Origin of the sequence: Actinomadura rugatobispora (assembly GCF_042656285.1) — a bacterium.
Classification (GTDB): domain Bacteria; phylum Actinomycetota; class Actinomycetes; order Streptosporangiales; family Streptosporangiaceae; genus Spirillospora; species Spirillospora rugatobispora.
In genome coordinates, this window is record NZ_JBHSON010000042.1 from 1 (window position 1) to 19,767 (window position 19,767).

A 19,767-nucleotide genomic window follows, 5' to 3' on the forward strand; every position below is an offset into this window, starting at 1 on the left:
CGTCTCCCACACATCCGGACCGACCCTCTCCCCGGCCCATTCACCCATCACCACACCACACCACACTGGCCCCGCCGCAACCGCGACGGGGCCAGAACCCCAAGATCTTCAGCAGTCTTCTAGAACCGCTCGACCCGCTGCGCGGCAGTCCTCCTGGCCGATCCGGGGCTTCGCGGGGTCGGGTCAGGGGGGTGGGGAGGTGCTTGTGCACAGGGAGAGGACGGCTTCGGCGTAGCGGTCCAGTTTGACCTTGCCCACGCCGGGGATCTTGGCCAGCTCCTCCGCGGAGCCGGGGTTGTGTTCGGCGATGGCCTGGAGGGTGGCGTCGGTGAAGACGACGTAGGCGGGGATCTTCTGGTCGGCGGCGGTCTGGGAGCGCCAGTCCTTGAGGGCGAGGAGGAGGTCCTCGTTGAGCTCGGCGGGGCAGTTCTCGCAGCGGCCCAGCTTGCGTTCGATGGCGGCGGTCAGGGGGCGGCCGCAGACGCGGCAGGGTTGGGGGCCCTTGCCGGCGCGGCGGTGGGTGCGGTCGACGCGGGCCGGGACGGGGGTCATGGTCTTGGGGGTGAGGCCGTCCAGGAAGCGGGACGGGCGGCGGCGCCGGGCGCCGCCCGGGGAGCGGGACAGCGCCCAGGAGAGCGACAGGTGCTCGCGGGCCCGGGTGATGCCCACGTACAGCAGGCGGCGCTCCTCCTCGACCTGCTCCGGGGTCTCGGCGTAGATGATGGGGAGGGTGCCCTCGACCACGCCGGTAAGGAAGACCGCGTCCCACTCCAGGCCCTTGGCGGCGTGCAGCGAGGCGAGCGTGACGCCCTCCAGCGGCGGGGCGTGCTGGGCGGCGGCGCGCTCCTCCAGCTCGGCCACGAACTCCGGCAGCCCGGCGCGCGGGTCGTCGGCGGCGATGTCCTCGGCGAGCTGGGCGAGCGCGGCCAGCGACTCCCAGCGGGAGCGGACCGCGCCCGAGCCCTCGGGCGGGCGGTCGGAGAACCCGGCGCCCGACAGGACGTGCCGGACGGTGGCGATCAGGCCGGTGCCGTCGGTCTCGGCGTCGGCGCCGGCCCGGGCGGCGCCGCGCAGCCGGATCACCGCCTCGCGGACCTCGGGCCGCTCGAAGAACCGCTCGGCGCCGCGCAGCACGTAGGGCACGCCGGCGGCGGCCAGCGCCGACTCGTAGGCCTCGGACTGGGCGTTGACGCGGTAGAGGACGGCGATCTCGCGGGCGGGCACGCCCTCCTCGACCAGCTTGCGGGCGCGGCGGGCGATGTCGTCGGCCTCGGCGATCTCATCGTCGTACTCGTTGAAGACGGGGTCGGGGCCGTCGGGGCGCTGCGCGACCAGCTCCAGCCGGTGGCGGCGGGCGGCCTCGCCCCTGGCTTGTCCGATGACGCCGTTGGCCAGCCGCACGACCTGGGGGGTGGAGCGGTAGTCGCGGACCAGCTTCACCACCTTGGCGTCGGGAAACTGGCGGGTGAAGTCGAGCAGGTAGGAGGGGCTGGCGCCGGTGAAGGAGTAGATGGTCTGGTTGGGGTCGCCGACCACGCACAGGTCGTCGCGGCCGCCGAGCCAGGTGTCGAGGAGCAGCTTCTGCAGCGGGTTGACGTCCTGGAACTCGTCGACGACGAAGTGCCGGTACTGCTCGCGGACCTGGGCGGCGACCTCGCGGTGCTCGGTGAGCACGGCGGCCGTCAGCTCGAGCATGCCCTCGAAGTCGAGCAGGTTGCGCTCGCGGCGCAGCGTCTCGTACATGTCGTAGACGCGGGCGACGTCGGCCACGTCGACGGTCATCTTGCGGGAGGCGGTGGCGACCGCGCCTGCGTAGTCCTCCGGGCGGTGCTGGGTGACCTTGGCCCATTCGATCTCGCTGGCGATGTCGCGCAGCTCGGTGCGGCCGAACGCCAGCCGGCAGGCCCGGACGGCGTCCGCCACCAGCGCGATCTTGGACTCGATGATCTTGGGGGGTTCGCCGCCGATCACCCGCGGCCAGAAGTAGGTCAGCTGGCGCAGGGCGGCGGCGTGGAACGTGCGGGCCTGCACGCCGGGCGCGCCCAGCTGCCGCAGCCGGGCGCGCAGCTCGCCGGCCGCCCGGTTGGTGAACGTCACGGCCAGCACCCGCTGCGGCGCGACCACGCCGGTCAGCGCGGCGTACGCGATCCGGTGCGTGATGGCCCTGGTCTTGCCGGTGCCGGCGCCCGCCAGCACGCAGACCGGGCCCTTCACCGCCTCGGCCACGGCCCGCTGCTCCGGGTCGAGCCCCGCCAGTACACGCTCAGCCTCCATGCCCCCATCCTGGCACCAGGCGGGGACCGGATCGGCCTCCTGCCGGGTCTGTGGATAACCTCCTTGAGCGGAATGCGAGGCGCCGGCCGGGTGTTGTCGCCATCGCCTGAATCGTTCGATCGCCCTACGCACCACATCAGTCGCAGTGTCAGACGAAGGAGACGACGCGCCGATGGCCACGCCCACCACGGACCAGGCGAACGCGCCCACCGGGCCGCTCACCATGTACACCACGACCTGGTGCGGCTTCTGCAGGCGGCTCAAGAGCCAGCTCGCCCGGGACGGCATCGAGATGGTCGAGGTCGACATCGAGCGCGACCCGGCCGCGGCGGATTTCGTGATGAGCGTCAACGGCGGCAACCAGACGGTGCCCACGGTCGTCATCGACACGCCGGAGGCCGGACGGCACGTGCTGACCAACCCCAGCGCCAAGGAGGTCAAGCGCCTCCTCGGCGTCTGAGACTCTCCCCGGGACGTCAGAACGGGGGCATGTCCGGGAGCGGGCCCCCGTACCAGCGCATGATGAGCTGGGCCGCTATGGAGAGCGGGCCGGGTGACACGATCCGGCCGCTTTCCAGGGCGTCCCTCAGCTCGTCACGGGTGTACCAGGCCGCGTCCAGGATCTCCTCGGGATCGGGGCGCAGTTCCTGGTCGCCTCGTGCGCGCGCGAAGAAGCCCAGCATGAGGCTCTGCGGCAGCGGCCACGGCTGGCTGCCCAGGTACTGGATGTCGTCGATGTCCAGGCCGACCTCCTCGCGCACCTCGCGGGCGACGGCCTGTTCCAGGGACTCGCCCGGTTCGACGAAGCCGGCCAGGATCGAGCGGCGGTCGGCGGGCCAGCTCGGACCGCGCGCCAGCAGGACGCGGTCCTGGTCGTCGCGGACGAGCATGATGACGGCCGGGTCCACGCGGGGGAACTGCTCGGAGCCGTCGGCCGGGCACACGCGCACGTGGCCCGCCGCGGTGACCTCCGTGCGTCCGCCGCAGCGCGGGCAGTACGGGTTGGTCGCGTGCCAGTGCTCCAGGGCGACCGCGTGGGTGAGCAGGCCCGAGTCCTGGTCTCCCAGGAGCGCGCCCACTCGCCTCAGGCCCGCCCGCTCCGCCCCCTCGATGGTGGGGAGCGTTCCTCGTACGACGAAGTAGGCGACGCCTTCGTCGTCCACGCCGAGCAGGTAGCGCTCCCCCTCGGGGGCCTTGCCGGAGGGCGTGAAGACCAGTGCGGGGCCCGGATCGTAGGACACGAGCACGCGTCCGCCCTCGATCGTGAACACCCGCGTGCGCGGGTCCGCCCAGGTGGCCTCCACCCAGTCCTGGTCACGGCGGCGCTCGGCGGCCCTGTCCAGGGTGCCGCGCGCCAGAGCCAGCCATTCCAGCATCGACTCGGTGGGCGGCTCGGTCTTCGCGTCTGTCAACGACCCTCCTCTTGTACGGCCCGGTCTCTCATCATGCCGACCTCGTGCCGGCCACGCGCCGTCCTCAGGAAGAACGCAACGCGGTGGCGAACTCGTCCCACAGGTAGGCGGCCGCCTCGGCGCCCTTGAGGAGCAGCGGCATCTCGACCTTCTCGTTGGGGGCGTGGATGCGGTCGCCGTTGAGGCCCACCGCCAGGAACACCAGCGGGGCCTCCAATATGTCCGCCAGATCGGCCTCCGGGCCGCTGCCGCCCTCCCGGGTGAACAGCACCTCCTTGCCGAACGCCTTCTCCATGGCGCGCCTGGCCGCCTGCACGCCGGCCGAGCGGATCGGCGAGAAGCAGGGGCGCACGCCGCCGCCCGGGATGGTGACCTCGGCGCGCACGCCGGGCGGGGTGTTCTGCTCGACCCAGGCGCGGAACGACTCCTGCACCTTGCCCGGCTCCTGTCCGGCGACCAGCCTGAACGAGATCTTGGCGTGTGCCTCACGGGGGACGATGGTCTTCCCGCCGGGGCCGGTGTGGCCGCCCCACATGCCGTTGATCTCGGCTGTTGGACGCGCCCAGACCCGCTCCAGGGTGGTGTAGCCCTTCTCTCCGTACGGGGCTCGGCTGTTGCCCGCGGTGCGGAGCCACTCGGCCTCGTCGAAGGGGAGGCGGGCGAACAGGTCGCGCTCCTCGTCCGTGAGCGGGACGACGTCGTCGTAGAAGCCGGGGACGGTGACGCGGCCGTCGGCGTCGTGCAGGGCCGTCAGGAGAGCGGCCATCGCGTGCAGCGGGTTGGGGACGGCCCCGCCGAAGGACCCCGAGTGCAGGTCGCGCTCCGGGCCGTACAGGGCCACCTCGGCTTCGGTGAGGCCGCGCATGCCCGTGCACATGGACGGGACGTCCTCCGACCACATCGTGGTGTCGCTGATGACGACAACGTCGCAGGACAGCCGTTCGCGATGCGTGCGCAGAAGCTCGGCGAAGTGCACCGAGCCCGACTCCTCCTCCCCCTCCACCAGCAGCTTGACGGTGACGGGCGGCGCGGTCGCGCCCGAGGCCGCGAGCCCGGCGCGGATCCCGAGGGTGTGGAAGAACACCTGCCCCTTGTCGTCGGACGTGCCGCGGCCGATGAGCCGGTCGCCCTTCTCCACGGGGGTGAACGGGTCGGTCTCCCACTCGTCCAGCGGCTCGACCGGCTGCACGTCGTGGTGGCCGTAGACGACGACCGCGGGCGCGTCCGGGTCGGCGGCGGGCCATTCGGCGAAGACGGCGGGATGGCCGGGCGTCTCCCAGAGCTCGACCGTGGGGAAGCCGATGCCGCGCAGGTAGGAGGCGAGCCAGTCGGCCGAGCGCCGTACGTCCGCGCTGCGCTCGGGATCCCCCGAGATGGAGGGGATGGCGAGCCACTCCTTCAGGTCGGCGAAGAACCGCTCCTTGCTCGCCCCGATGTATTCGGAAACGTCCACCAGCTATCTCCTTGTGCATGTTTCTGACGCCGCTCCGGCCGCTCCCGGCGGCGGGCGACTTGCGGAAGGCGCCGGCACCGGCATAGGACAAGGGCAGGCGAACGAGCGTCGGGAGGCCCCGTGATCCTGATTGACCCGCCCCTGTGGCCCGCGCGGGGACGTGTGTGGTCGCACATGGTCAGCGACGTGTCGTTCCAGGAGTTGCACGTCTTCGCGGCCGATCTCGGGCTGCCTCCACGGGCCTTCGAACGCGACCACTACGACGTGCCCTCCGAACTCTACGGCGCCGCGGTCACTCTCGGGGCCGAGGAGGTCGGCTGCCAGGAACTCCTGCACCGGCTCACCCGCGCGGGCCTGCGCCGCCGCAAGTTCGCCCGCGCCTAGCACCCTCCCTGTGCCCCCAGGGAGGGTGCCATGCGGTCTATGAGCGGGATGCGCCGCCCAGCGGTTCGCCGGACGGGGCTAAGAGGGCGGGGTGGCCTTGAGGAGCATGAGTTCGGTCTCAAGGTTGCGGCGGGCCTGGGCCTCGAACCGTTCGCGCGCCTGGGGCGTGTGGAAGAGCGCCGGGAGGGCCAGCAGGCCGCTGAGCACCTCCGCTCGCCCGACCCTGAAGAACTCCTCGGGGACGAAGCCGTACTCCTCCCGCACGGCCGAGGCGTAGGCCGCGTACCGTTCCGGGTCGGCGCCCAGGATCGCCAGGTCGGCGTCGCACAGCACCTGGCCGTTGCGGTCGCCGGCCTGGGGGGCGTGCGTCTCGGTCAGCTCCACCAGCCGGATGACCTCGGCGACCACGTCGTCGGCCAGGTCGGTGTCGGCCAGCATGCGGCCGGCCAGGCGGGCGCTGCGCTCCTCGTTGTCGGCGCGTTCGGGGTCGTAGACGGCGTCGTGGAACCATGCGGCCAGGCGTACGGCGTCGGGGGCGTCGGCGTGCCCGGCCAGTTCGTCCACGAGGTCCAGGACGGCGGTGAGGTGCTCGCGCGTGTGGTAGCGGCGGTGCTTCTCGCCGTAGCGCGCGTCGAGCTCCGCCCCTATGCGGCGCGTCTGGGGGCCGGCCAGCGCGACCCAGCGATCGACCAGATCCATGGTCCCCATCCTGTCGGACGGGGGCCCGCGAGACACGCCCGGCGCCTTGCTTGCACCGGGCCCGCGGCCCCGACACTATGGGTGCCTTCTTCGAGTTAGGCAAGCCTTACCTCAGTACAGGAAGGTGGCCGTGGGCGCCCCGCTCTCCGCCTCGCTCCCCCTCGTCCTCGTGGCCGGGAAGGTCACCGACTCGGTGACGTCCGGGTTCCTGCCCGCCGCCGCCCGGCTCGCCCCCGCGTCCGCCGGCCGCGCGCCCGTCACGGTGCTCACCGACCGGCCGGACGAGCACGCCGAGGTGTTCGACGGCCCGATCGTCCGGTGCGAGGTGTCCGACTACCGCGACATCATCGCGCGGTGCGAGGACCTGGCCGGGCCGGGCGCGCCCGCGGCGCTCTTCTCCAACAGCGACTTCCTGCAGGCCCCCACCGCCCTGGCCGCCGCGTATTACGGGCTGCCCGGCAAGGACTGGAGGGCGGCCACCCGCGCCAAGAACAAGGCCCTCATGCGGCGCCATCTGGCCGGGATCGACCCCGTCTTCTCTGCGGCGGCGGACAGGGTGCCCGGCAACGCCCCGTACCCACTGGTCCTCAAGCCTCGCGAAGGGGTGGCCAGCGAGGACGTCTTCCTCGTGCACGACGCCAGGGAGTTGGCCGCACGCCGAGCGGAGATCCGGGCACGGCGCTCCGATCCCCTCGTCGCGGAGGAGTACCTGCCCGGGGAACTGCACACCCTGGAAACGCTCGGGGACGGCCACTCGCTGCGTGTGCTCGGTTCGTTCCATACGAAGCTGTCGCCGCCCCCCTATTTCATCGAAGAGCGGCTCGCATGGGCGCCGCCTCTCCCCGAGACGGGCCAGGTGATCGCGCAGTTGGAGGCGCTGGGCGTGGGCTTCGGGGCCTGCCACACCGAGTTCGTCGTGCACGAAGGGCGCGCGCGGCTGATCGAGGTCAACTACCGGCTCATCGGCGACCACTGCGACTTCCTCATGGCGGACCTGCTCGGGGTGCCCCTCTTCGACTGGATCCTCCGGGTGCATCTGGGCGAGCGCCTGCCCGCCTACGAACCCCCTGCGGACGGCGAGGGCCGCCACGCCGTCGCCGAGGTCGTCCTTGCCGAACGGGACGGCGTCCTGGCCGCGGCCCCCCAGCCCATGGAACTGACCGACGGCGGCGTGCACGTGTCGTACCGGCCGCAGCGCAAGGTCGGCGAGCGGATCGCCGTCACCCGCACCAACCGCGACTTCCTGGGGACGATCCGCGCCATCGGCCCCTCTGAGCACGAGGTCGAATCAGCCCTGGAGCGCTTCCGCAAGGCGCACTCCTGGACGATCGCGTGAACGAGGCCACGCTCGCCGCGCGGGTGCTCGACGCCCTCTTGCGCGAGGACTACGCGGGTCTTCGCCGCTTCGCCAGAGGGCGGACCCTGGATCTGCCCGGCGGCGGCAGGAGAAGCGTGCGCCTCATCGGCGGGGGCTTCCTTTCGACCCACGTCGTGGACCCGGCACAGGATCTGAGGCTCGACGATGTCCTCGCCCTGGTGCGGTCACTGGCCGACCCGCGCGATGACGTCGCGGCCTTTGAACGGGAGTGCCGGGAGATGTTGGCCACGGCGCGCCTGCACGAGTCGGCCCAGCCCGCCGTACTGGAACGGCTCGCGCGCCTGCCCGACGAGCTGCGCGTCGGCCCCGGCGCCTACTACGAGACCCTCGCCGCCTACACCGACCACCCCGTCCACCCCATGGGCCGCTGCCGCCTTGGGCTGGAGCCGGAAGACCTGGAACGCCACGCGCCCGAGTTCGCGCCGACGTTCCCGATGCACTGGGCACGAGTCCCTTCGGAGCGGGTCACGGAAATGGGAGTGCTGCCTGAGTGGTGGCCCGGAGACGGCCTCTTCCCTGTGCACCCCCTGACGGTGCCCCACCTCACGGGCGTGACGTTCGCTCCAGAGCCGCGTGTCCCCGTCGCCCCGACGCTGTCGATGCGCAGCATGGTCGTGGAGGCGGACCGGCTCACGCACTTGAAAGTCCCTCTGCCCACCAGCACCCTGGGGCTGCGCAACAGGCGGACGATCGTTCCGCGCACGCTTCCCGACGGCGCCCTGGCCGAACGCCTCCTCCGCCGCGTCCTCCAAGAAGAACCGCGACTCCCCATCCTGCTGGCCGACGAGCAGACCTACGGGCACGCTGATTCACCCCTGCTCGCCTACCTGGTACGCCGCTTCCCACCCGAAACGGCGCGCGCGCACGTCGTCCCGGTCGCGGCCCTGCTCGCACGCGCACCCGAGGGCGGGTTCGTCATCGAACGCTGGGACGTGCCCACGCTCTTCGGCGCCTACCTGGACGCGCTGCTGTCCTGGAACGTCACCTTGTTCCGGCGCGGCATCGCCCTGGAGGCGCACCAGCAGAACGTGTCCCTCGTCCTGGACGCGGCCTTTCCCCAGGACGGACTGGAGGGCGGCGGGCTGAAGCTGCTCGTCAAGGACTATGACGGCACCCTCGTACTCGGGGACGGAGAGTCCCACGAGGGCTCGTTCATCGATCCCCGCATGGCGACGCAGGACCCCGAGGCGCTGGCCAGGGTCTTCGTCACCATCACGCTCCACCTGTGCGCCGCCGCGCCCGCCTTCGGGCTGGCCGAGCGGGGGCTGCTGCCGCTGCCGGACGGTCTGGCGATGATCCGCGACCGGCTCGACGCGGCGCTCGGCCCCGGGGACGCCTTCCTCCGGGCCCGCACCCTGGACGCCGGCACCCTGCCGACCAAGGCGATGGTCACCGCCGGAACCCTCGTCGACAAGGCCCGCACCGGCTCCGCCGACATCAACAAGCACTACGGCCCGCCGGGGCCCAACTACCTTCGGGACGACACGTGTTGCTGACACGACCGGCTCTCACCGCCGACGACGCCACCGCCACCGCCCTGCTGAACTGCCTCGTCCGGGAGGTGTGCGCGCCCGAGCAGCAGGTGCGGGAGGACGGAGGGCACCTGGTGGTGCGGCTGCCCCGCGTCGGGGTCACGCTCCGCACGGGCCTGGCCAGGCCCCCGTCCGGCCCCACCTACAGGCTCGCTCCCCCGTTCGAGGAACACCGCGACTCCGCCTGGATCGCCACCGGTTGGGACCGGCTGGCCGACCTGGTGACGGGCGAGCTGGAACTGGCCACCGGCCAGGCCAATCCCGAATTCCTCGCACAGGTGCGCGACAGCCACTCCACCCTGGCCGCGCTTCTGCGGGCGCGCGAAGAATCACCGGCGGACCCCTCCGTCGACGCCTACGTGGAATCGGAGCAGTCCCTGCTCTCCGGGCACCGTTTCCACCCCTCGCCCAAGGCGCGCCAGGGCGACCCGGCCCAATGGCTGCCGTACGCGCCGGAGACCAGGGCTCGCTTCCTCCCGCGCTGGCTCGCCGTACGGGAAGAGTTGCTGATCGAGGAGGGGGACCGCGCCGCGTTCTCCGTCCTGGACGAGCTGGGCCCCGCCGCACCGCCCGGCCATCGCCTCCTGCCCGCCCACCCGTGGCAGCTCTCGCTCCTGGCCGACCGCCCCGTCCTGCGCCGGGCCTTCGCCGAGGGGCTGCTCCACGACCTGGGACCCGCCGCCCCCGAGGTGGCGCCCACATCGTCGGTCCGCACGGCCTACGTGCCCGCCGCCGACGTCTTCTGCAAGTTCAGCCTGGACATCCGCATCACCAACTGCGTCCGTAAGAACGCCTGGTACGAACTGACCGGCGCGGTGGCCCTCAACGAGATCGTCCAACCCGTCTTCGCCTCACTGGACGGCTGCACGTTCCTGGCCGAACCCGCCTACCGCAGCGTCGCCCTGGCCGACCGGAGACTGCACGAGGGACTCGGGGTGATCCTGCGCCAGGGCGTGGGCGGGCTGAAGGGAACGCCCCTTCTCTCCGCCGCCCTGGCCGATCCCTACGGCGACACCCTCTCCGGGCTCCCGGCTCTGGCCACCCCGGAAGGCGCCCTCGCCTGGTGGGACGCCTACGTACGGCACGTGGCACGTCCCGCCCTGCGCGTGTACCTGCAACACGGGATCGTCCTGGAGGCCCACCTGCAGAACGTCCTGGTCGCCGTGGACGACGAGGGGATGCCGGTCCAGACGGCCTTCCGCGACCTGGAGGGGACCAAGCTCACCCCGGCCTGGCACGACCGTCTCGCGGCCCTCCCGCCCCGCGTGCGCGACGCCCTCACCTACGATCCGGGACGCGCCTGGAACCGCGTCGTGTACTGCCTCCTGGTCAATCACCTGACCGAGATAGCGGCGGCCGTGGCCGACCTGCACCCCGGCATCGACGCGGAACTCTGGCCTGCGGCACGCCCCCACTTCGCCTCCTGCGGCGACCATCCGCAGCTGCGCGCGCTGCTGGCCGGGGTCCCCTTCCCCGCCAAGGCCAACCTGCGCGCGCGCTGGGCACGCACCGCCGACCGCACCGCGACCTACGTGCCCGTCCCCAACCCCTTCGCCGGATCATGACCCCGCACGGCTTTCTACGCGGTCTGACGCGGTTGCCGGCCTACGTCTACGACCTGAACGGCCTCAAGCAGCACGCCGCGTCCATCAGCGCGTCCATGAAGGGCGCCCTCGGTCCAGAGCTCTTCTACGCCGCCAAGGCCAACCCCGACGCGGCCATACTCCGCGCCCTCGACCCCCATGTGGACGGCTTCGAGGTGTCGTCCGGAGGCGAGCTGACGCACGTACGGGAGACCCTGCCCGCCGCGCGCCTCGCCTTCGGCGGCCCCGGCAAGACGGACGAAGAGCTGGCCTTGGCCCTCGATCTCGGCGTGGAGCGCATCCATGTGGAGAGCCCCCACGAACTGGCCCGTCTCGCCGAGATGGGACGCCGCGCCGCCGTCCTCCTCCGGGCCAACCTCCCGATCCGTACCGCCGGGGCCGCACTCCAGATGAGCGGCCCCTTCGGCATGGACGAGGAAGCCCTCAACGCGTGCGCGCACCGCATCGCCCACACCCCGCACCTCACCCTCAGAGGCGTCCACGCCCACCTGGCCTCCGGCCTGGACGCCCCCGCGATGCTCGACCTGGCGCGGCACATCATCGACTGGGCCCTGCCCTGGCTGGAGGCCCACGGCGTGGAGAGGCCCGAGCTCAACCTGGGCGGCGGCATGGCCGTGGACTACCGCTCCCCCGAATCCCGGTTCGACTGGGGGGCGTACGCAGCGGGCCTGCCCGACTGCGCGGCCAGGCTCCGCATCGAACCAGGGCGCGCCCTGACCGCCTACCACGGGTGGTACGTGACCGACGTCCTCGACGTGAAGACCACCCATGGCGAGACCTACGTCGTCCTGCGAGGGGGCACCCACCACCTGCGCACGCCCGTGACCAAGGGCCACGACCAGCCCTTCACCGTGCTGCCCCGGGACGGCGGCGGACGTACCGCGCCCGCCCCCGCCACGCTCGTCGGCCAGCTCTGCACGCCGAAGGACGTGTTCGCCCGCGACGTGCCGGTCCCGTCGTCCCTGCGCCCCGGCGATCTCATCGCCTTCGGCATGGCGGGCGCGTACGCCTGGAACATCTCCCACCACGATTTCCTGATGCACCCCAAACCGGCGTTCCACTACCTGAGCTGAACCGTTCCGCCCGGGTGGTGCATGATCGTCGGTTATGACCCGCTTCCGGCATGAGATCGGGCTGACCGCCCTGCCCCGCGACCTGGTCGAACACGCGACCGGGCTCCTGTACGAGGCCGCCGGGGAACTCCGCTTCGCCGACGGCGGCCGCCTCGACCTCGGGACTCCGACCGGCGCCGAGGCCGAGGCCGGTGTCGAGGCGGTGCGGCTCGTGCGCGGGCGGCACCTGGCCGACGGCGCCGCGTACGAGATCACCCTCTCCCCGGAGGGGGCCTGGCGCGCCGACGTGGAGGTGATCGCCTGGCGGCCGTCCGGGATCAGCAGGCTCCGGGTGAACGTCGCCGGCGGTCACGTCGCCGCGTGGGCGACCGTCGTCCTCGACCGCACCGGCGGCCGGCTGCGCGCCGTACGGGTGAGCGGCGACGGCCGCGGCACCGGCCCCTGGTGGAGCGGGACCAGGCTGATCCGCGTGTCCTGGGACGCGCGCGCCGATCTGCGCCGCTGGTGGGACGACGCCGCGTCCCGCCGCAGGAGCCAGGGCGGCGGTGACGCGGGGCCGGTGGCGGTCACGCTCACCGCGGGACCGTTCCGCGCCGGGCTGCGGGTGAGCGTCAGGAAGGCCGCCAAGGGCTGGGCCGTCACCCCGACGGCGATCGTGCGGGGCCGGGGCCCCGCCCTGCCGTTCGTCGCCGCGTTCCTGTTGTTCAGGCGGCGCAGGACGGCGATCGGCTACCGCAAGGCGCTGAACGGGTTCGCCCATACCTGGCGGCGGGAGTTCACGCCCAGGCTGGCGGCGTCCCCGGCGCGCGGGCCCCTGGTGCTGCGCGACGAGACGACCGTGACGGCCGTCCCGAAGGACTGGTTGGACGCCTTCACCGCCGCCCTGGGCGAGGCAGCCGAGGAGCGGCGGCCCAAGCGAGAGCGCCGCGAGCGGAAGGACGGCCCGGAGCCCGCCGTCACGCTCCTGCGGGACGGCCAAGGCGGGATCCGGATGGACGGCACGCGCGGGCACCACTCCTGGACGGCGTCCCTGCCGAGCCCGGGAAGCCGGACTCCTCTGCGCGTCACGGGCGAGCATGCCGTCCCAGGCCCGTGGGCGGCCCTCACCCGCCGGAACTGGCGGCTGGAGGCCGACCTGACCGCCGCGCCCTCGGTCAGGGCGTCCCTCGACCACCCGTTCATGTCGATGGCGGTGACGGTCGGCGGAACGCCGTCCGACAACGGCATGTGGCTGATCAATCCGCGGGTGACGGTAACCGGACGCGGGCCGGGCCGGCCGCTCCTCGATCTGGCGGGACTGCTGAACGAAGAAACGCTGAACGCCTCCTTTCGGGAAGAAGTCGAGCAGCATGCCGTGACATGGGAATCATCGATCGGCTCCCTGATCGGCAAAGACCCCGCCGAAGCGGCCGCCGACTTCTTGCACGACCTCGCCGATCCCCCTCCATCCAGTGCCTCCGACCAGCAGTGACAACGCGCAGAACGCCGTCGGCTCCGCGGTCACATATCGGGCGAAGGTGCGGGTATGGCGTGGTGGTCCGTCCGTCCACGATCCCGTGAAGGAGAAGGCGCCGTGCCGCTCGACCGGATGCGAACGCTGGCAGCTCTGGGAGCGCGCTCGGTCAGGGCGCTGTGGGACGTGGGCGCGTTCCGTCCCGTCCGCCCCGACCGGGCCGTGCGGCTGCCGCTCCAGTACCGCCGGTACGGTCCGGTGCCCGCCACCGTGGGGGCGATGGCGGCGCTGCGCTTCCGCGGCCGCACGGCGATCATCGACGAGCGCGGGACGCTGACGTACGCCGAACTGGAGCGGCGCGCCGCGGGCCTGGCCACCGCTCTGCAGGCCCGCCTGGCCGGGCCGGGCAAGGAGCGCCGGATCGGGGTGCTGTGCCGCAACCACCGGGGGTTCGTGGAGGCGGTGCTGGCAGGGTCCCGGCTCGGCACCGACGTGGTGCTGCTGAACACCGACTTCTCCGCGCCGCAGCTGGGCGAGGTCGCCGAGCGCGAGGGCATCGGGCTGCTGGTCCACGACGCCGAGTTCGACCCCGTCGTGGACGAGGCCGGCTACGGCCGCCGGCGGATCCACGCCTGGCGCGACGGCCGCGCGGGACCGTACGAGACGATCGACGGCCTGGCGGGCACCGAGCCGGAGCCGCTGCGGCCGGAACGCCCCGGCCGGGTGATCCTGATGACGTCGGGCACGACCGGCACCCCGAAGGGCGCCCGGCACGACGTCTCGCTCGGCTCGCTCCTGCCCGCCGCGCTCAGCCACATGGTCCGGGTGCCGGTGCGGTCGGGCGCGCCGATCGTGGTGGCGCCGCCGCTGTTCCACGTGCTCGGGTACGCCTACATGTCGGTGGCGGTGGGCCTGGGCATGCCGCTGATCCTGTTCCGCCGCTTCGACCCGCGCCGGGTCCTGGAGACGATAGAGGAGCACCGGGCGGAGACGCTGGTCGCGGTGCCGATCATGCTGCGGCGGCTCCTGGACGTCCCGGACGGCCCGCGGCCCGCGTCGCTGCGCGTGGTGGTGTGCGGCGGTTCGGCGCTGCACCCGCACCTGTCGGAGGCGTTCACGGACGCGTTCGGCGACGTGATCCACAACGTGTACGGGTCGACGGAGACCGGCTGGACGACCATCGCCACGCCCCGGGACGCCCGTGAGGCCCCGGGGACCGTCGGCCGCCCGTCGTTCCGGCTCCGCGTCCGCGTCCTGGACGAGGACGGCCGCGCGCTGCCGACCGGGGAGGTCGGCGAGATCCACACCGGCGGCGGGCTGCGGTTCGCCGGGTACACCGGGGGCGAGGACAGGCGGGAGCGGGACGGTCTCGTCGGCTCCGGCGACCTCGGCCACTTCGACGCCGAGGGGCGGCTGTTCGTGGACGGCCGCGCCGACGACATGATCGTGTCAGGGGGCGAGAACGTCTTCCCGGGTGAGGTGGAGGACCTGCTCGGCGACCATCCCGAGGTGGCCGAGGTCTCGGTCTCCGGGGTGGAGGACGAGCAGTGGGGGCAGCGGCTGTCCGCGCACGTGGTGCGGGCGCCCGGCGCGTCGGTGACCGAGGATGACCTCAAGTCGCTGGTGAGGGAGCGGCTGGCCCGGTACAAGGTGCCGCGGGAGGTGCATTTCGTGGACGAGCTGCCGCGCACCAGCACCGGCAAGGTGAAGCAGACCTGATCTGACCGGGGGCGCGAAGGTCAGGCGACTCCGGCGCCGGCTCCGGTGCGCTGCTTGGCGGCCATGCAGATGCGGGCCAGGTCGTTCAGCGCGTCCACGCGCCGCTCGTCCAGCGGGCGCTCGTCGCCCGGGTCGGCCTCCGCAAGCGTGTCGATGACCAGCGAGAACACCGGCCACTCCGCGGGCCCGATGGAGCCGCGGAAGTCGACCTCGCCGGACTCGAGCTCGTCGAGGTCGAGGTTGCGGGCGAAGGTGGCCAGGGCCGCCTCCGCCGCGACCAGGCCGATCCGCATCGCCAGCGCCGCCGGCTCCCTGCCACCCGTCGCACGCGCACCTGAACTCATGGTCGACAACATAGAACACACGAGCGACTCCGGTCGCACTTCTCCCGGAAATCACTCGCGTGTCCCACGTCGAGCGGAGCTGCGCGGCGGGCTACGCGACGTTGGCGTGCAGGTAGAGGTAGGAGTGGGTGAAGTGCAGCTCGCCGTCGACCTCGCTGGGGCGCATGCCGGTGGGGGCGCCGCCGGCCAGCTCGTCCGCCAGCTCCTTGCGGATCTGCGCGGCGGCGTCGGCGCAGGTGTGCGCCAGGCCCAGCCACGGCTCCACCGGCCGGACGAACTCGAACCGCTCGGCCCGCCGCACCTCGGCGCCGGTCGCGGCGACCAGTTCGGTGATGCGCTCCTCGGTGAGCAGGGCGCCGTGCGAGGGGTCGCGGAGCCGCTCGATGCGGTCGGGGTCGCCCTCCAGGCCGTCCGGGCGCACCAGGTCGGCGATGATCAGCGCCGCGCCGGGCCGGCCGACCCGCGCCATCTCCGTCACGACCGCCTCCGGGTCGGCCACCTGGTGCAGCGCGAACCGCGTCGCGACCAGCGTGAACGACCGGTCGGCGTAGGGCAGGGACGCGGCGTCGCCGCGGGTGAAGGTGACGTTGGTGACGCCGTCCCGGTCGGCCTCCCGTTTGCCCTGGGCCAGCATGGCGGGGGTGAGGTCGAGCGCGGTCACGTGCCGCACCCGCCCGGCGATCGCGCGCGAGACCAGCCCGGTCCCGGCGGCGACCTCCAGCACGACGTCCTCCAGGTCCAGCTCCGGCTCCATGAACTCCACCAGCCGGCCGAGATGCCGGGTGAACGCGACGTTCAGCCGCGGATCCCCGAATCCCTCCGCCTGCTTGGAGAACTCCTGTACGACCTTCTCGTCGTGCGCCACCACCACTAGTGCCTCCACTCACCCGCGGGGTCGTTGCGCGCATCATCCCTGAAACCACGCACCGTGACCAGAGGCGGATCGCGATCGCCCGCCGCGAACCCCTCAAACCCGTCGAATCCGTCGAGCCCGTCGAACCGGTCAGACCGCCGGGACGCTCTCCAGCAGCGCGGTGAGCCCGGCCGCGTCCAGCAGGTCCGCCGGACGGACCGTGACGTTCGCGCGCACGTAGTGGAAGGCGGCGCTGACCTGGTCGACCGGGACGTCCACCAGCTCGGCCCAGGCCAGCCGGTAGGCGGCCAGCTGCACGGAGGCGAAGCGGGCGTCGTCGCCGGACGGCGGCCGGCCGGTCTTCCAGTCGACCACCTCGTACCGGCCGTCGCGGTCGCGGAACACGGCGTCCATGCGGCCCCGCACCAGCCGGTCACCGATGATCGTCTCGAACGGGACCTCGACGTCGAGCGGCTCGCGCGCCGCCCACTCCGACCGCTCGAAGCTGTCGCGCAGCTCCTCCAGGTGGGAGTCGTCGGCGGCGCCCTCGTCGGCGGCGCCGGGCAGCTCGTCGGGGTCGAGCAGCCGCTGCTGCCCCCAGCGGCCCTCCAGCCAGGCGTGGAAGGCGGTGCCGCGGCGCGCGTACGGGGCGGGCGGCCGCGGCATCGGGCGGCGGATCTGGCGGGCCAGCGCCGCCGGGTCGCGGGCCAGCGACACCAGCGACGACACCGACAGGTGGGCGGGCAGCTCGACGAGCGTGCCGTCGCCGCCGCGGCCGCGGTCGCGTTCGGCCAGCAGCAGCTCCACGTCGCGGGCCCAGGCGGTCATGCGGCCGCGGTCGGCGGCACCGAGCCCGTCGGTGCCGGCCCACGGGCGGGTGCGGCCCAGCATGGCGTCCTCGACCATCCGGGCGGCGTCCACGATCGCCTCGTACCGTTCGCGGGACGCGGCGTCGCCGAGCCCTGCGCCCTGCTCGGGGGGCCAGTCGGAGGTCTCCGGCTCGGCGAGGAGCGGGTTGGCGGTGCCCTCCTCGGGCGGTTCGGCCCAGACGGCGACCGAGCCCGCCCCGGCCAGGCACACCTGCCGGACCTCCTCCAGGAACGGGGACGGCCCGAGCGGCCGCCCGGACGCGCCCCACCAGTAGCCGGTGACGATGAGCAGGCTGGAGGCGCGGGTCACCGCCACGTAGGCCAGGCGGCGCTCCTCGCGCAGGTCGCGTTCGGCGCACGCGGCGTCGAAGGCGTTCAGGTCGTCCTTCTCCAGGCCGTGCAGCGCGGGCAGGTCTGCGCGGTCGCCGCGGAGCATGAACGGCAGCACGCGCGGGTTGGCGGTCCAGCGGGTGGCGTTCTGCGGCGGCGACGGGAAGATCGAACCCTTGGCCGGGCCGCCGCTCTTCTGCGGCGTGTAGGACAGCCCGGGGACGATGACGACCGGCCATTCCAGGCCCTTGGAGGCGTGCACGGTGAGCAGCTTGACGCTGTTGGTCTCGCCGACCCGCCCGGCCTCCAGGCCGAACTCCTCGCTCTCGGCGGCCTTGAGGTAGGCGAGGAACGCGCCGAGGGTCGGGTCTTCGGCGTCGCCCGCGAACGTGGCGGCGGCGCCGATGAAGGCGTCGAGGTCGGCGCGGGCGGTGACGGGGTCGAGGCCGGAGCGGGCGGCGACCTCGATGTCGAGGCCGAGCGCGCGTTCGACCTCGTTCACCAGGTCGGGCAGCGCGAGGCCGACCTGGCCGCGCAGGTGGCGCAGCTCGTCGCGGAGCCGCCGCAGCCGTCCGAAGCCCTCCGGGGAGTACGCCTCGTAGGGGCCGAGGTCGTCGAGCGCGTCGACCAGGCTGCCGGTCTCCTGGTTGAGCTCGCTGACCAGCTGCCGCAGCGGATCGTCCGCGCCCCCCTCCGCCGCTGCCCCCTCGCCGTCCGAGCCGTCCGAGCCCTCCGAGCCCTCCGCCGCGGCATCCTGGACGGCCTCGTCCTCGCTCTTCTCGGGCGGGGTGATGTCGCGTCCGGCCTCCTGCGCGAGCGTGCGGGCGCGGCGGCCGAGGGCGACCAGGTCGCGGGGGCCGAGCCGCCAGCGCGGCCCGGTCAGCAGCCGGGCCAGCGAGGCGCCCGCCGTGGGGTCGTGCATCACGCGGAGCGTGGCGACGACGTCCTGCACCTCGGGGACGGTCAGCAGCCCGCCCAGCCCGACCACCTCGACGGGGATCTTCCGGTTCTCCAGCGCCCGCCGGAGCAGCGGGAACTGGGAGCGCTTGCGGGCCAGGATCGCGATGTCGCCGTACTCGAGCGGCTCCGGCCCGATCCAGGGCCCGCCGTCGGGGGCGGTCGCCGGATCGCCCGCCAGCAGCTGCTTGATGCGGGCGGCGATCCGCTCGGCCTCGTCCTCGACGGTCTCGAACAGCGCGCACTCGACGCGCCCGCGCTCCTCCCGTCCGGCGCCCGGCACCAGCCGCGGCACGGCCGACGTCTCGGCCCGCAGCTCCTCCTGCACCTTCGCGGCGGCGTCCAGGATCCGCTCGCCGTTGCGGAAGCTGCGGCTGAGCTGCACGACCGGCGCCGCGTCGGGACGCCGCCCGGCCACCGCCGGCTGCAGCGGGAAGTCGTAGGCGAAGCGCAGCAGGTTGCCCGCGCTCGCGCCCCGCCACCCGTAGATCGACTGGCACGGGTCGCCGACCGCCGTCACCGGGTGCCCCCCGGCGAACAGCGATTTGAGCAGGACGAGCTGCGCCTGGCTGGTGTCCTGGTACTCGTCGAGCAGCACGACCGAGAACCGCGACCGCTCGATCATCCCGACCTCGGGGTGCTTGTGGGCGATGCGGGCGGACAGGGCCATCTGGTCGTCGTGGTCGATGACCTCGCGGCCCGACTTGGCGCGGTGGTACGCCTCGATCAGCGGCATCATCTGCTCGCGCACGGCGTGCTTGGCGAGGATGTCGCGCTGCGCCTTCAGGGGCTTCTTCAGCACGGCGAACCGCTCGTCCAGCCAGGTGCCGACCTTGCGGACGTCCTCGGCCGTCCGCAGGTGCTCCGACAGGTCGCCCGACAGCTCCATCACGGCCTTGGTGACGGTGTCGGGCTGCCAGTCGATGCGGTCCATGGGGCCGTCGTAGGCGTCCACCACCCGCGAGCAGATCTGCCAGGCCACGGCCGGGGAGATCAGCCGCATGGTCGGCTCCAGCGCCTCGCGGAGGGCGTGGTCGCCGAACAGCCGGGACGCGTAGGAGTGGTACGTCGACACCATCGGCTCGCCGTCGAACAGCGACTCCCCGCCGATCCGGGCCAGCTCGTCGGCGGGCAGCACCTCGCGCAGCCGGTCCAGCCGCTTGCGGACGCGCGCGCCCAGCTCCGCCGCCGCCTTGCGGGTGAACGTCAGGCCCAGGACCCGTTCGGGCCGCACGAACCCGTTGGCGACCAGCCACACCACCCGCGCCGCCATCGTCTCGCTCTTGCCCGACCCGGCCCCCGCGATGACCGCCATCGGCGCCAGCGGCGCCTCGATCACCCGGGCCTGCTCGTCGGTCGGCTCGGGGATCTCCAGCAGCCGGGCCAGCTCCGCCGGAGTGATCACCCGCCCTCACCCTCCCGCGCCCCGGCCC

Annotated in this window: 15 protein-coding genes; 8 read left to right on the forward strand and 7 right to left on the reverse strand. The window is 73.1% G+C overall.

The genetic code is table 11. From position 1 onward, the window contains the following. Positions 1–183: 183 nt before the first annotated feature. Positions 184–2,274 (reverse strand): ATP-dependent DNA helicase UvrD2, encoded by a 2,091-nt coding sequence (locus tag ACFPZN_RS27200; protein WP_378285044.1) that lies wholly within the window; start codon positions 2,272–2,274, stop codon positions 184–186. A gap of 172 nt (positions 2,275–2,446) precedes the next feature. Here ACFPZN_RS27200 and ACFPZN_RS27205 point away from each other — a divergent pair, with 172 nt between their 5' ends. Continuing rightward, complete coding sequence (locus ACFPZN_RS27205) at positions 2,447–2,734, forward strand: mycoredoxin (protein ID WP_378285045.1); 288 nt, start codon at positions 2,447–2,449, stop codon at positions 2,732–2,734. Positions 2,735–2,750: 16 nt separating this feature from the next. On the opposite strand, the gene nudC is transcribed toward ACFPZN_RS27205, so the two are convergent. Both nudC and ACFPZN_RS27215 read right to left on the reverse strand, forming a co-directional pair. Continuing rightward, a complete protein-coding gene (gene nudC / locus ACFPZN_RS27210) occupies positions 2,751–3,650 on the reverse strand; it encodes an NAD(+) diphosphatase (RefSeq protein WP_378285235.1) in 900 nt (299 codons plus the stop codon). Between the two features lie 100 nt (positions 3,651–3,750). Continuing rightward, positions 3,751–5,139, reverse strand: coding sequence for a dipeptidase (locus ACFPZN_RS27215; protein ID WP_378285046.1), 1,389 nt, complete (start codon positions 5,137–5,139; stop codon positions 3,751–3,753). 120 nt (positions 5,140–5,259) lie between these two features. Between ACFPZN_RS27215 and ACFPZN_RS27220 the strand changes: the two genes are divergently transcribed. Next, complete coding sequence (locus ACFPZN_RS27220) at positions 5,260–5,523, forward strand: DUF4031 domain-containing protein (RefSeq protein WP_378285047.1); 264 nt, start codon at positions 5,260–5,262, stop codon at positions 5,521–5,523. A gap of 78 nt (positions 5,524–5,601) precedes the next feature. Here the strand turns inward: ACFPZN_RS27220 and ACFPZN_RS27225 are convergent, their stop codons facing one another. Next, a complete protein-coding gene (locus tag ACFPZN_RS27225) occupies positions 5,602–6,222 on the reverse strand; it encodes an HD domain-containing protein (protein WP_378285048.1) in 621 nt (206 codons plus the stop codon). Between the two features lie 130 nt (positions 6,223–6,352). Between ACFPZN_RS27225 and ACFPZN_RS27230 the strand changes: the two genes are divergently transcribed. The 6 genes from ACFPZN_RS27230 to ACFPZN_RS27255 all read left to right on the forward strand — a co-directional run bounded on the left by ACFPZN_RS27230 (position 6,353) and on the right by ACFPZN_RS27255 (position 14,981). Further along, the gene (locus ACFPZN_RS27230) at positions 6,353–7,558 is read left to right on the forward strand and encodes an ATP-grasp domain-containing protein (RefSeq protein ID WP_378285049.1); all 1,206 of its coding nucleotides are present in this window, start codon (positions 6,353–6,355) and stop codon (positions 7,556–7,558) included. Then, complete coding sequence (locus ACFPZN_RS27235) at positions 7,555–9,096, forward strand: IucA/IucC family protein (protein ID WP_378285050.1); 1,542 nt, start codon at positions 7,555–7,557, stop codon at positions 9,094–9,096. The genes ACFPZN_RS27230 and ACFPZN_RS27235 overlap by 4 nt, the downstream gene beginning before the upstream one ends. Next, on the forward strand, positions 9,087–10,697 hold the full coding sequence (locus ACFPZN_RS27240; RefSeq protein WP_378285051.1) for an IucA/IucC family protein: 1,611 nt from the start codon (positions 9,087–9,089) through the stop codon (positions 10,695–10,697). Before ACFPZN_RS27235 ends, ACFPZN_RS27240 begins: the two co-directional genes overlap by 10 nt. 32 nt (positions 10,698–10,729) lie before the next feature. After that, on the forward strand, positions 10,730–11,809 hold the full coding sequence (locus tag ACFPZN_RS27245) for a type III PLP-dependent enzyme (protein WP_378285052.1): 1,080 nt from the start codon (positions 10,730–10,732) through the stop codon (positions 11,807–11,809). Positions 11,810–11,843: 34 nt separating this feature from the next. After that, positions 11,844–13,280, forward strand: coding sequence for a hypothetical protein (locus ACFPZN_RS27250; RefSeq protein WP_378285053.1), 1,437 nt, complete (start codon positions 11,844–11,846; stop codon positions 13,278–13,280). Positions 13,281–13,382: 102 nt separating this feature from the next. Next, on the forward strand, positions 13,383–14,981 hold the full coding sequence (locus ACFPZN_RS27255) for an AMP-binding protein (protein WP_378285054.1): 1,599 nt from the start codon (positions 13,383–13,385) through the stop codon (positions 14,979–14,981). Between the two features lie 20 nt (positions 14,982–15,001). On the opposite strand, the gene ACFPZN_RS27260 is transcribed toward ACFPZN_RS27255, so the two are convergent. The 3 genes from ACFPZN_RS27260 to ACFPZN_RS27270 all read right to left on the reverse strand — a co-directional run bounded on the left by ACFPZN_RS27260 (position 15,002) and on the right by ACFPZN_RS27270 (position 19,739). Next, complete coding sequence (locus ACFPZN_RS27260) at positions 15,002–15,325, reverse strand: hypothetical protein (RefSeq protein ID WP_378285055.1); 324 nt, start codon at positions 15,323–15,325, stop codon at positions 15,002–15,004. 91 nt (positions 15,326–15,416) lie between these two features. After that, the gene (locus tag ACFPZN_RS27265; protein ID WP_378285056.1) at positions 15,417–16,208 is read right to left on the reverse strand and encodes a class I SAM-dependent methyltransferase; all 792 of its coding nucleotides are present in this window, start codon (positions 16,206–16,208) and stop codon (positions 15,417–15,419) included. 120 nt (positions 16,209–16,328) lie between these two features. After that, a complete protein-coding gene (locus tag ACFPZN_RS27270; RefSeq protein ID WP_378285057.1) occupies positions 16,329–19,739 on the reverse strand; it encodes an ATP-dependent helicase in 3,411 nt (1,136 codons plus the stop codon). Positions 19,740–19,767 lie beyond the last annotated feature (28 nt).